This is a genomic window from Allobacillus sp. SKP2-8 (genome assembly GCF_007559355.1).
Lineage (GTDB): Bacteria > Bacillota > Bacilli > Bacillales > Alkalibacillaceae > Allobacillus > Allobacillus halotolerans.
The window spans coordinates 80852-92903 of the sequence record NZ_VMHF01000004.1 but is presented as its reverse complement, the minus strand read 5'-3'; the positions used below and the strand labels follow the sequence as shown (position 1 = coordinate 92903).

General features: G+C 33.0%; 14 protein-coding genes. 10 read left to right on the top strand and 4 right to left on the bottom strand.

What is annotated here, in order from left to right; translation table 11 throughout:
• The first annotated feature begins 245 nt into the window (after positions 1–245).
• Complete coding sequence (locus FPQ10_RS06085) at positions 246–1298, top strand: nuclease-related domain-containing protein (protein WP_144161852.1); 1053 nt, start codon at positions 246–248, stop codon at positions 1296–1298.
• A 484-nt stretch (positions 1299–1782) separates the two neighbouring features.
• On the opposite strand, the gene FPQ10_RS06080 is transcribed toward FPQ10_RS06085, so the two are convergent.
• Positions 1783–2610: a hypothetical protein gene (locus FPQ10_RS06080; protein ID WP_144161849.1), complete on the bottom strand. Its 828-nt coding sequence runs from the start codon at positions 2608–2610 to the stop codon at positions 1783–1785.
• Positions 2611–3060: 450 nt separating this feature from the next.
• Here FPQ10_RS06080 and FPQ10_RS06075 point away from each other — a divergent pair, with 450 nt between their 5' ends.
• Both FPQ10_RS06075 and FPQ10_RS06070 read left to right on the top strand, forming a co-directional pair.
• Entirely contained in the window at positions 3061–4500 is a 1440-nt protein-coding gene (locus FPQ10_RS06075) for an ATP-binding protein (protein ID WP_144161846.1), read from the top strand.
• A gap of 141 nt (positions 4501–4641) precedes the next feature.
• On the top strand, positions 4642–5760 hold the full coding sequence (locus FPQ10_RS06070; RefSeq protein ID WP_144161843.1) for an SAP domain-containing protein: 1119 nt from the start codon (positions 4642–4644) through the stop codon (positions 5758–5760).
• A gap of 117 nt (positions 5761–5877) precedes the next feature.
• Here FPQ10_RS06070 and FPQ10_RS06065 read toward each other — a convergent pair whose 3' ends face one another.
• Complete coding sequence (locus tag FPQ10_RS06065) at positions 5878–6309, bottom strand: hypothetical protein (protein ID WP_144161840.1); 432 nt, start codon at positions 6307–6309, stop codon at positions 5878–5880.
• A gap of 189 nt (positions 6310–6498) precedes the next feature.
• Here FPQ10_RS06065 and FPQ10_RS13500 point away from each other — a divergent pair, with 189 nt between their 5' ends.
• From FPQ10_RS13500 to FPQ10_RS06045, 4 genes are all read left to right on the top strand, one after another.
• Positions 6499–6750, top strand: coding sequence for a DUF2513 domain-containing protein (locus FPQ10_RS13500; protein ID WP_144161837.1), 252 nt, complete (start codon positions 6499–6501; stop codon positions 6748–6750).
• 158 nt (positions 6751–6908) lie between these two features.
• On the top strand, positions 6909–7835 hold the full coding sequence (locus FPQ10_RS06055) for a hypothetical protein (RefSeq protein ID WP_144161835.1): 927 nt from the start codon (positions 6909–6911) through the stop codon (positions 7833–7835).
• Between the two features lie 843 nt (positions 7836–8678).
• Complete coding sequence (locus FPQ10_RS06050) at positions 8679–8930, top strand: hypothetical protein (RefSeq protein ID WP_144161832.1); 252 nt, start codon at positions 8679–8681, stop codon at positions 8928–8930.
• Positions 8923–9372, top strand: a complete 450-nt coding sequence (locus FPQ10_RS06045) for a hypothetical protein (RefSeq protein ID WP_144161829.1) — start codon at positions 8923–8925, stop codon at positions 9370–9372. The genes FPQ10_RS06050 and FPQ10_RS06045 overlap by 8 nt, the downstream gene beginning before the upstream one ends.
• A 203-nt stretch (positions 9373–9575) precedes the next feature.
• Here FPQ10_RS06045 and FPQ10_RS06040 read toward each other — a convergent pair whose 3' ends face one another.
• Together FPQ10_RS06040 and FPQ10_RS06035 are read right to left on the bottom strand one after the other, a co-directional pair.
• Positions 9576–9965, bottom strand: coding sequence for a type II toxin-antitoxin system death-on-curing family toxin (locus FPQ10_RS06040; RefSeq protein WP_144161826.1), 390 nt, complete (start codon positions 9963–9965; stop codon positions 9576–9578).
• An 8-nt stretch (positions 9966–9973) separates the two neighbouring features.
• Positions 9974–10249: an AbrB/MazE/SpoVT family DNA-binding domain-containing protein gene (locus FPQ10_RS06035; RefSeq protein ID WP_186278572.1), complete on the bottom strand. Its 276-nt coding sequence runs from the start codon at positions 10247–10249 to the stop codon at positions 9974–9976.
• 150 nt (positions 10250–10399) lie between these two features.
• Between FPQ10_RS06035 and FPQ10_RS13005 the strand changes: the two genes are divergently transcribed.
• From FPQ10_RS13005 to FPQ10_RS06025, 3 genes are all read left to right on the top strand, one after another.
• Complete coding sequence (locus tag FPQ10_RS13005; protein ID WP_186278571.1) at positions 10400–10546, top strand: hypothetical protein; 147 nt, start codon at positions 10400–10402, stop codon at positions 10544–10546.
• A 514-nt stretch (positions 10547–11060) separates the two neighbouring features.
• Positions 11061–11273, top strand: a complete 213-nt coding sequence (locus FPQ10_RS06030) for a hypothetical protein (RefSeq protein ID WP_144161820.1) — start codon at positions 11061–11063, stop codon at positions 11271–11273.
• Between the two features lie 115 nt (positions 11274–11388).
• Positions 11389–11982, top strand: a complete 594-nt coding sequence (locus FPQ10_RS06025) for a type II toxin-antitoxin system PemK/MazF family toxin (protein ID WP_186278570.1) — start codon at positions 11389–11391, stop codon at positions 11980–11982.
• The last annotated feature ends 70 nt before the right edge of the window (positions 11983–12052 follow it).

Sequence of the window (12052 nt, the reverse complement as noted above, 5' to 3'; positions counted from 1 at the left end):
TTAATGTTGAAGGATTGCAAATTAATGTTGAAGAAGCTTGAATTAATGTTGAAGGATTGCAAATTAATGTTGAAGAAATCTGAATTAACACTGAAGTTGTGCGCATCTACACTGAAGCCATGCAAATCAACACTAAAGAAATACGTATTAACCCTGAAGCTTGAACACAGCTTATCAACCTACTTGTCATTTAACTAGAATTAGCTATACTTAAAAGTACAATAATACAAAGGAGCGATTGACCCTTGTCTACGCGAAAGCTAACCCTCTATCCCTCCCCACACATTCTTAAGTTGCTAGCTTTGCATCATCGATTACCTGCTCATCATGAGCGCTATCCACAAATCCAGAAAAAGGTAAGCAATGAACTCGCTGGCTTCCACGGTGAAAAGCGATTGCTTTATCCACTCAGTAAATTTCCATCCTATTGCAAAATTTTGCCCAATGTCCGCCTCAATCTTTATTCAAATCATTTTCAAATGGATTTTATCATAATCTCTTCTAAATTTATTTTAATTCTCGAATCCAAATATTATAGTGACGACTTATTATTTGATGATACGGTGCATCAAGTGATCCAGACAAAAGGCGACGAATTTAAAGTCTTTGAAGACCCCGTTTTGCAAGCCGAAGAGCAAGCGTTTCAATTATCGAACTGGCTAGAACAATATGACATAAGCAAACTGCCAGTAGAATACTATGTCGTGATGACCAACTCCAATACGAGATTACGAATCGAATCAACGAACACTCACCACGCATCTCGCGTCATATCCCTTCAACGACTGCCTTCATTATTTCGGGAACTATCCAATGAACACGACAACCATCTCACCGTCAAACAGATCAACCATCTTTCCAATCAAATTAAACGCCACAATGCTCCTTATCTACCAAACATCTTAAAACAAAATCGAATCCAACCAAGCGAACTTAACCATGGAATTTTCTGCATAAACTGTGGAAACCTTGGCATGAAAATGACTAGACGTAGATGGCAATGTCCACGATGCAACCACCGCGACGCCTTAGCCCACGAAAATGCACTCAAAGACTATTATTTGTTATATGGAAAGGAAATAACGAACCGAGCATTTCGGAAATTTACTGGGCTAGAATCAAGCCATACAGCTCGCGACATGCTGAAGAAAGCAGCTACGAGGCACGGAGATAAATATTTACGAAAATATCAGCTAGCATACAACTTTCAAAGTGACGATTTCGATTATTTGTTTCATTTGAATAAGGTGATGAAGGAGGAAAGTGTAGAGCATAGGATCCGAGCAGTTCAGCGTTGAAGCATTTTACATTAACCCTGAAGGAAAGCAGATTAACACTGAAGTATTGCAGATAAACCCTTAAGCTTCGTGAATTAACCCTGAAGCAGCGCATATTAACGCTGAAGCTTTGCAAATTGACCCTGAAGCAGCACGAATCAACCCTGAAGCTTCCAAAATAAACCCTGAAGGATTGCGGATTAACCCTGAAGGAAAGCGAAGACGCAACTAGCTGTATAGAGGATAGTAATTAATAAGAATGAGATTATATATTTGTTGATAGCAGCTTTAAAAACTCTATAAATATCTCTTCTCAATTTTAAGTCTCGAACCGCCAATATAAATATTAGTACAAAGAGAAATACTGTCCAAATAAAAAATGATATTTCTCTACTAGAAAAAAGATCTGTTATATTGATACTTTTCACTCCAATATTAAATCAGAAAACTGACTTACTTGGTGTTTATATTGTATTGAAGAATGATATTTGACCACTTTTAAATGCTAACCTTCATGAAAAAAATCGTTAAACTCTTTACCAAATTTGTTCAGTTTGAATGATTCCCTTGTTTTTTGCTTGATTTTTACTTTGCCGATTTGGGGTGGTCTAGAATTCTTACCTTTATTTAAGTGTTCTAAAAAAGCAACAACTTTATTAATTCCTTCTTCTAGTTTGGTCATGTCGTTTTCTGTTTCATCTTTAACTTCAAGTTCTAATAATCCATGTCTTCTTAAAGTTTCTTGAACAGACCTATATTGCTCATATGACAACCCATGTTTTTCCATTATATCTCTAAAATTCTCTCTCTCAGTTGGCATGAGAAATGCATTCTTATAATATAAGCGAAGAACAGAAATATCGACCATTCGAAGTTGCTTAAGAGTGTCATAATAATGCATGACAAAATCTGATGTTATTTTATTGTGATCTGTTAAATACAAGTATCCATTCACCATATATTCAATTTTCTGTTCTTGGTATTCATCAGCTGCCAACTCTATAATGTATTGCAATAGTTGATCTAGTTTGTCTTTGTTTTCTTCTGTTTGCTTGCTGAGATTGGCTGTTATCCTTTCCTGTCTCTTGCTAACTTCATTTATTAATATTGTAAGATTCTTTTCTGCTCTTTTTATTTTGTAAGAAGATATTGCACCACTAATACCAGGGATAAATGAGCTGACTGTGTCAATCGCCATTTCTCCTACCATATCTGACACCGATTCTTTTGCTATTTCAGACGCAGCATTAGTTGATGCATTTAAGACAGAATCTGATAAAAGTCCAAAGCCAGATTTTGAGGCGTCTTTTAGCTTGTCATCTTTGTCCTGCACAGTAATTCCTCCTGTCTTTTTTAGTTGACCATGGTACTTAGCATCCCTAAATTACCCATCTAGTATCGTAATTGTTTAATAAAGTAAATTCATTTGACTTTGCTCGTGGATTTTTCAAAAGAGGGTCACTCAGATAGCGATTAGCTGATTGAGTTGGGTATCAAGTTTGTATTCTCCTAATCCTTCTTTTCTCGTAGTTTTACTTTATTTTCTAGTAGTTTGTTTACTCTGTACGGCCTGTTTAGATGAGTTGTTTTTCTTCTTTAAGAATAGCATATTTTTCTCTTTATTGGTTTGATATACTAATATTGTAACTTCAAGAGGTAAAAGTAGCCACTGCTGGTAATGTCTTTGCTCATCTAGAATCAATCTCCAAGTTAATTCTCTAAGAAAATATAGCTATTAAATGGCCTGCTAGAAGGTCTCAAAATAATTAGGAGGCTTTTGTTAATGAAAGAATTCGATTTGAATGTTGAAAAGGTATTGGAACATTGGACAATTGCACATGCTTTAAGAGAAATTATTGCAAACGCGTTAGATGAATCAATTCTCACTAACACAGATGAACCACAAATTTTTAAAGATCATGATAATAAATGGCATATTAGGGATTTCGGAAGGGGACTTAAATATGAACATTTAACTCAAAATGAGAACTCAGAAAAAACGGAGCATCCAGATAAAGTTATAGGAAAGTTTGGAGTTGGATTGAAAGATGCAATGGCAACATTCGATAGAAGAAATATCGGAGTAATTATTCAATCAAAATATAGTGATATAACAATAGAGAAACTAACCAAAGGTAATTTTGATGATTTAGTAACACTACATGCTATCGTAAAAAATCCTACTTACCCCAATATGGTAGGTACTGACTTCATTTTAACGAATGTCAAAGAAGATGATATTAAAAAAGCAAAAAATTTCTTTTTACAATACTCAGGAGAAAAAATTATTGAAACTACAAAATACGGGGAACTTATTGAAAATAGTACCGGACTTTCTAAGATATATGTAAATGGACTGAGTGTTGCCGAAGAAGAAAACTTTCTTTTTTCCTATAATATTACTTCAACTACAAAGCAACTTCGTAAATCGTTAAATAGAGAGAGAACTAATGTTGGGAGAACTGCTTATTCTGACCGAATAAAATCTATACTTTTAGAATGCACAAGTCAAAGGGCAGCAGAAACCTTGGTGGATGATTTACAAAAAGTGCAAACAGGTAACGTTCATGAGGAGTTATTATGGATTGATATTCAGCTTCATGCATGTAAAATACTAAGTAGTATAAGAAATGTGATTTTCTTGACTGCTAATGACTTAATAAATGGTGGAAAATATGTAAAGTATGCTGAGCAGGATGGTCTTCAAATTATAACTATTCCCGACTCATTAGCCGGAAAATTAGTAACCGCAAAAGATTTAGATGGTAACAGTTTCAGAGATATAGATTTATATGCTAGAGAATGGAATGAAAAATTTGAATTTGATATTATTCCTGAAAATCAATTGACTAAAAAAGAAAGAGAAGTGTTTAATTACAAAGATACGATTGTAAATTGGTATCCTAATAGTTTAAAAGGGATAAAGGATATTGTGATATCTAATACAATGAGTCCCAATAATTATACTGGCACTGATGCACTAGGGATTTGGGAACCTTCAACAAAACGAATTATCATTAAACGCACCCAGCTCAAAGATGTACATTCATTTGCTAGTACTCTTTTACATGAACTGATTCATGCTCATACTGGAACAGATGACAATACAATAGAATTTGAAAATGAATTAACAGATATGCTTGGAAGATTGTCTACTTTTATAATTAAGAATGATAGTCACTCAAATTCTAATAGTCTATTAGGAAAATTATTTAAAAAATAATATAATCCATGCGGTTTCGAAATAAATTAAGATGCTGAATGAGTTATTATTTTCGAAGAGTTTGACACTTAAAAAACTTTAACGCCAATGGGGTAAATGAATTATTAAGTAAATTAACTTTTTTATTATAGGGGTGATCTTTTGGGATTATTAAATTTTCTTTTTGGTAATAAGAAGAAGAAAAAGACTACAAGTAAATCACACGAAACGTATACGGGAAAAGTAGAATATAAGACAAATGTTTATACAAATGAAGAGATAAACCCAATCTATCGTGAAAAATTAGACATAGGCCTGTTGCCTGGTCAAATTGTTCTTTTAGATTGGATAGATGGCAAATCAAATGATTCATCATTCCCTGGTTACTTTGAATATCAATATGGCATTGAACCTGCTAGAACTGTTAACACACTTTTGAGTAGCGGATATCTAAGAGAGTCTACACCTATTGAATCAGTCTCATCGTTAAGAGTCCCCGAAATCAAAGAGATTTTAAAAAGTAAAGATTTAAAGGTCTCAGGAAAAAAAGCAGATTTAATTAGCAGGATTGAAGAAAACTTTGACTCAGAAGAAGTTAAACCATTTCTGAAAACATCATCTTTTAAAATAACTGATTTTGGTAATGACGTTTTGAAGCGTTACTACTACATCGTTCCAGCTCACAAATATAGTTCTCAAGATGGAACTTACAATGTAGCAACAGTGCTTCAATATATGAACTCGATTGGTAGTGATGAAAAACCAAGTAATGATGAAATTGCATGGTCGTTATATACAAAGGCCTATGCTAAATATAAAAAAGAAGGATCATATGGATTAATGCGCAACACTATTTTTAGCATGGCTGAACAATTACAAAAAGAAAATAAATCAGAAGAGGCTATTACTTTTTATTTTAGAGTATTTATTTTGGATTTAAGTGGTTCTAGTAACAGTGAATATTTAGCATGGCCTGAATTATTAACTATTGCCCCTGGCCTTATCTCGAGAGTGCAAACAATTTTAGAAAAAAATAATATAAATGCGATTGATATTTATTTCGATGAAGCTTGGAACATGTCAAATAAGGATGTTCCTTTCCATTACTTCGATAAGAATACCGTATATGAATTTTTGTTAGAAGCATTAGAAAATGATAATGGTGATCTATCATCGATTAATTCAAGTATTTTCCATAAAGCTAAAATTATTTTTGATAACATTGAACCTTCTTCGTTTGAGAGAAAATATGGACTGAAATATCCGAATTGGAAATTATAAATAGTATATGCTTCACTTATATTCTCAAAGTTTTGTGAGAAATGTCTGAGTAGGATGTAAAAAGATGGGTTCTTCAAATTGAATGACTTCTCGGAAGACTTAAGAGAGGAGAACGAATCACCCGTACTCCTTAATAACCAAATTCCTTACCCCATTTACAGAGAACTCTATCTCATATTTTTTTCGAATTTCTGCGTACAGCTCGAAGTACTCCTTTCGAGAAGTAAAAGTTTTTCCGGACTGTTCGATATCTCTTTTGGTTAATCGGTCGGATAACCTTTCCCAAAAATTCAACTCATCATATTCTTTAATAATAGGGTGCATTTGCTCTTCATATTCGGTTGTAGGAAAATACCCTCCAAGAAATTGGTCATATTCAATTGAATGAGATTGATTAAACTCTTTTGCGAAAGTTCCTATATACTGAAGCAGCTCATTATATTTCTCAATTTGTTGGTCGCCAATACGCCCTGCATTAGCTATCCACTCCCCAAGATATGCAACTTCCAATAAGGTTTCGTATTGCTTGTTGGTAAAGTTAATATTCATTTGTTATCCTCCGTGAAGTCATATTGATTAATTATTGTGTCATACGGTCACTTTTTATTAATTGTAGCGTATTTTGGACTAGTTTGTTAGATTGTTTCGTATTCTCCCTTGGAGAGATTGTTGGTGGGATTAATCGGACAGTTATGAAAATATACACATGATAGAAGAATAGACAAGAGGTGATCTTAAATGAGAAGAGATATGGAATTAGTCCGAACTATCCTAATAGACCTTTCAAAAGGTCGAAACACAATTGAATTAAATCCATTAGACAGAAAAGATGAATTATATGATTACCACATTGAAATTTTGAGGCAGGCTAACTTAATTTACTATAAGAATCGATTTGAAGACAGGATACCCAGGATTTATATTGATGAACCAAGGTTAACTTGGAAAGGCAATAATTACTTAGATAACATCTCGGACTCCAACATTTGAGAAAGAACAAAAGATAAAATATTTTCGAAGGGTCTTGAGTTAGGAAACGTTCCCTTTTCCATTATAAAGGAATTGGTCAAAATCGAGATTAAACGGGTTATTGGGATAGAGTAATAGAATTATGAAAAAGCTAGATATCTTAAAAAAGAGGTGTTGTAATGGACTCAATTTCCGCATGGAAAAATTTTAGTATGGGAAATGAATTAAATGTTGCTGGGAACTTCTTATACGATGGTATTAAAAGCTTCGAGGACATGGAAACATTGAACAATACTACAGAAATATTTAATTTTATGTACTACATATCTGTGGGAGTTGAGAGACTACAAAAGGTAGTAATTATTTTGGGTGATTATGAAGGGATTACTGACTTAGATGGCTTAGTGTCTTCAATAAAGCATCATGACCATGTTGCATTGATGGATAAGATAAGAAAATTATATAAAATTGAACTAACGAATAATGAAAATGCATTTATAAACTTATTAAGTAATTTTTACAATCACCTAAGATATGGAAGGTTTTTGTTAGATAAAATCCATTTAGATGATGAAAAAACAGAATTCACACACTTCTTAGAAAAAAGGTTAGGGGTAGTAAAAGACCCTATACTTGAATATAAAAATTCAGATAAAGTAAAGAAATTTATTGGAAGAATTATTGGTAAGATAAGTACCGAATTGTATAAGCTAATAGAAATTGAAAGTAAAAGACTTGGTATTTATACCTATGAAATTAATTATCGCTCTAAAGCTTACAAAATTTTTATGGATAAAAGCTATGACTTCACTTTAGAAAAATTATCAATGAAGGAATTAATAGTCTATCTGTTAAATGGCGAAGAACTAAAAGATTTCAGAAAAGGAATTGCTGTGTTGGAGTCTTTAGATCTAGATGTTCACAGTCTAAACGCAATGGAATCTATATTTGAACTACAAGAATTAACTGAGACGGTTGAGTCCAAATATCAAGAGTACTTTTCAAACTCGCAATATAAGGATAGGAACAACATACTAAATTTATTAACAGAAGAAGGAACTGACTGGGAAAAAGTGAGGAGTTATTTATCTAACACAAAAACTTAAAAACTACTTTGGAGTAAGAAAAGTCTTGATAAGTAAGCGTCAATTAAACCGCGCTCAAACTTGAGTGCAGTTTATTTGACGCTTACGATTAACACTGAAGATTCTCGCATTAACCTTGAAGAAGTGAAAATTAACACTGAAGTAGTGCAGATAAACCCTGAAGCTTCATGAATTAACCCTGAAGCACTACGGTTTAACGCTGAACCTTCCTAAATTAACACTGAAGAAATACAGAATGAGAGTGTAATAGGTAGTGTGTTTATGAATAGTAAAATTTCTTATCTCCACACAATACATCTTAAGGACGAAATCACTCATTCTGCCGTAGATTCAACCCCTTATTCCCACTTTCAATAAGCTCTATTCTTAAACCCTGTGTGCAACTGGAAGTATCGTTTCATATAATCATCATAATGATGGATTAGGGATTCGGTTATCCTTGAATTCTCTGATTGGGAAATATTTTTCATTCTTATCGTTATATTCAATTCTTTTTTCTTGCTTAAATTCTTTAGCAAATGAGGCGACATATTGTAAGAGTGCATTATATTTTTCACTTTTTTGATTGTTCATACGCACAGCATTTGCGAGCCAATTTCCTAAGTTAGGATCCTCAATAAAATGCTCACATTGTTTTTTGTAAAATTGATTTCCTCCATTTCCAAATGTAAGTCTAACGGGTATGTTATCTTCACATTATTTATCAAAAAGTTTCCACACCCAACTTAGAATCCTAACGATTATATTTATGTATATCAATGGGTAACAGAAAACTTGATATATGAATTAAAATCATTTATGCTAAATTATATTGTCACTATATATGGTGCGGCGGTGTATTAGTTGTCAAAAAAACATAAGCTATATCAAGACTTAAAAAATAATAAAAAGGGAAGAAGCTACAAAGAGTTGGTATCTTTACTGAAGAAGTATGGTTTTATAGTGAATGAAAGTTCAGGGAAAGGGTCTCACAGTTGGGTCAGTCATCCTGAGTATGATGATTTGAACTGGACGCTATCTCGAAAAAAGCCAATGCATGTTTATCATGTAAAAAAAGTGATATCTCTCGTTGAGGAGGTAATGGATCGTGAGTAAATTTGTAGAAAGTTTAGATGAATTTCTCTCTCTAAATTATAAATTGGAAATTGTTCCTTTTGAAGAGGAAGGAGAAAAGGGGGTTGTAGTTAAAAGTCCTGAAATCAATGGTCTTGAGGTTTATGGGGATACAATTGAAGAAGCGCTTGCCGAAGTAGACGAATCAAAAAAGGCATTGTATTCACTATACAAAGAAAAAGGATGGGTAATTAAATATCCGAATGAGTACTCTCAAGAGAAAGACAATTTCTCAGGAAGAACTACAATTAGGATGCCAAAGACTTTACACCGTCGAGTATATGAATATTCACAGCAATGTGATGTTTCTTTAAATGCTGGTATTGTTCAGCTGTTGAATGATGGACTAAAAGAACAAGAGATGGAGCAACTCAGAGAAGATATATTAGATAAAATCAGTAAAATGAATAAAGACATAAAATGATGAATCTGATAACTTAGGAGTTTACGTGAAAGCAAAAACTAACATGTTACTCCTGTTTTTATTTATCTTTTGTTCATGATAAAAATTCTTTACGATCTCATTCACCAATCTACCACCGTATTAAAGTCATTTGTGAATATATACGTCCATACATTATCAGACAATGTTAAAAAGTCCATCATAAATTGATGGACTGAGTTAGATTATCGTAATACACTATATTTCTTAATCCATTTAGCAATTTCTTGAAGATCAGGCTTTTCAGTAACAACTTTGACGGTGAATTCCTCTGCTTCTTTTTGAGGTGCGATTAAGTTCATCCCATTTACCCACAAAAATTGTTTCATTGCAGCAAATCCAGTCCTTTTATTGGCATTATGGAAAGGATGATTTTGACAAAGACTTTCGAAAAGTGCTGCAGCTTTTAGATCGATTGTTGGGTAAGCATCTTTCCCGTAAAGGGTTTGTTTAGGCCGAGCTATTGCGCTTTCAAGCAGGTTTGCATGTTTCACACCGGCTTGTTCTTTAGGTGAATATTGTTTAATCAAAAATATATTCAAGAAAACAACTTCTTTTGAAGTAAGGTATCTCATAGTAATCTCTATCTATCCTTCAAATTTCGCAAGGTTGTATGGTAATTCTCCATCAAATCTTTTACGCCATCAACGAATTCCTGATCAATTCCTTCAATTGCATCATAGTTTACCGGCTCATGTTTCTTAAGAGCAACTTTCCCATCTTCCTCTAAGATGAACCGAACTTCATCTCCTTTATTTAAATTTAAGTGCTTAATCACCTCTTGAGGTATAGTTATGCCACTGCTGTTTCCAATATTTGTAACTTTCCTTTTTAACATTTCTTTCACCACCGAAGACATCATCTTACCTCCTAGTATATTCAGTTATTCATTTTATTATAACTGTTATAACGCGTTATAACAAATTAAATGAATATTTTTGAACACGATGTACCTTCCATTCATAAATGCTACAATAAACAAAGAACAGACCACTCAAGGAGGCCCCCAATGCCAACAAAAGAACAACAAATTCTACAAACTTATTTCGGTTATGAGTCGTTTCGTCCGGGTCAGGGGGAGACGATTGACTATATATTAGATCAAAAAAATACGCTTGCTGTCATGCCAACGGGTGGCGGGAAGTCGATTTGCTAATTTTGAATCTGCACACAGTTATAAGCACAAGACTAGTTTAGGAAAACCATTATCTGCTTATAAATTTATTGAGGATTGGAATACAGACGATACTTCTAAACCAGCTATAAAATCCTTGTTAATATGCCTTAATCATATCGAGAGTGATGAAATATTTGATGACAAGTGGGTTGAATCAAGGGAAAACACTAAACCACAGATGGTATAAGAATTAGTAATTGATCAAGAAACATTTTAACTATCGTTTTTTTACTACCGGGATTATTTATTTCATTATAACGATATCATTGCGTTACAGCAATTTAGGTTAAAATATTTCTAATAACCAATTTACTACCACTCCTGCCAAGGTTTACACGATTATAATTTTAACCGCTAACATTTCTAATGAGTTTTTAACGTACAAATGTTAATGAATGTCTAAAAAAGTAAATGCAGTGGATACAATTGAAAAATTTTTTGTGTTATAATCAATATAAGGGTTAATTTTCATGAGAAAGGAGAATAATATATTATGAGCATTAATATTGTTGAGGAGCGGATAAAATTGAAATCATCGCTAAAAGATATCCGTAGTGCCAACAAAAGAGATGATCAGCTGTTCTCCGGTATGGAAGAAGTACCCAAACAAATTCCTGAAGATTTGTATAAGTCACAACTTAGTTATTATAATGACTATATTAGACCAACTGTACAGCGAGTGCATGATCGTCATATCAATAAATAGGTGCAGCTTGCTTTTATCCATTGATGCCGGGTTATGAATCCGGCATTTTTTAATGTGTCTAAAATCACCCAGTTATGCTATAATTTATATAAAAAATAGAATGGGTGTTCTGCATATGTTTTTTAGAAAAGGTAGTATCATTACATATACTTTTCCACCACGACCGACAGAACATATAGACAATTCTAAAGTGATAAGGAACTACCACAGGGCGGTAGTATTGCATAAAAGAAAGACACCATTTAAGACTGTCTTAATTGCACCGATCACAAAAGCGATCTCTTTAAAACAGCGAAAGGAAATTCCATCCAATTACGTCGAATTAAAAAAAGAAAACTATCCACTTGTCTTAGTTGAAGATAGCTTTATAAATTTAGATATGACGATGCCAGTTGATGAGGTTGAACTACAAAATCTAACAAGAGGTATCACTAAAATAGATGCTTCTTTAAATGAAGAAGACTTAAATCAATTAAATTATAAAATTACTTTAACTTATGAATTAAGCAACTATATTAGGCATGAACTGAACCATGAGCTAAATAGAGAATTTAACAATGTGATAACACTCATTGACCGTGTAATTAAACCAGAAATTGAGGACATTTTATTAACAAAGAAAGATAAAGATTCTTTGATTGAGGTAGAAAAAATACTAGATTTTTTGATTGATGAAATAAAGTTGAATTATATAAAGAATCAAACTTGAATTTGATTTAAACCTTCAATATCCTCGCACTTCCACGAGTTAAAATTTGGATAACGCTTCATTTCAATAG

Coding starts and splice junctions, on each gene's coding strand:
- FPQ10_RS06075 (WP_144161846.1), top strand. CDS start 3,061: ATGAAAGAATTCGATTTGAATGTTGAAAAGGTATTGGAACATTGGACA.
- FPQ10_RS06065 (WP_144161840.1), bottom strand. CDS start 6,309: ATGAATATTAACTTTACCAACAAGCAATACGAAACCTTATTGGAAGTT.
- FPQ10_RS13500 (WP_144161837.1), top strand. CDS start 6,499: ATGAGAAGAGATATGGAATTAGTCCGAACTATCCTAATAGACCTTTCA.
- FPQ10_RS06055 (WP_144161835.1), top strand. CDS start 6,909: ATGGACTCAATTTCCGCATGGAAAAATTTTAGTATGGGAAATGAATTA.
- FPQ10_RS06040 (WP_144161826.1), bottom strand. CDS start 9,965: ATGAGATACCTTACTTCAAAAGAAGTTGTTTTCTTGAATATATTTTTG.
- FPQ10_RS06035 (WP_186278572.1), bottom strand. CDS start 10,249: ATGTCTTCGGTGGTGAAAGAAATGTTAAAAAGGAAAGTTACAAATATT.
- FPQ10_RS13005 (WP_186278571.1), top strand. CDS start 10,400: ATGCCAACAAAAGAACAACAAATTCTACAAACTTATTTCGGTTATGAG.
- FPQ10_RS06030 (WP_144161820.1), top strand. CDS start 11,061: ATGAGCATTAATATTGTTGAGGAGCGGATAAAATTGAAATCATCGCTA.
- FPQ10_RS06025 (WP_186278570.1), top strand. CDS start 11,389: ATGTTTTTTAGAAAAGGTAGTATCATTACATATACTTTTCCACCACGA.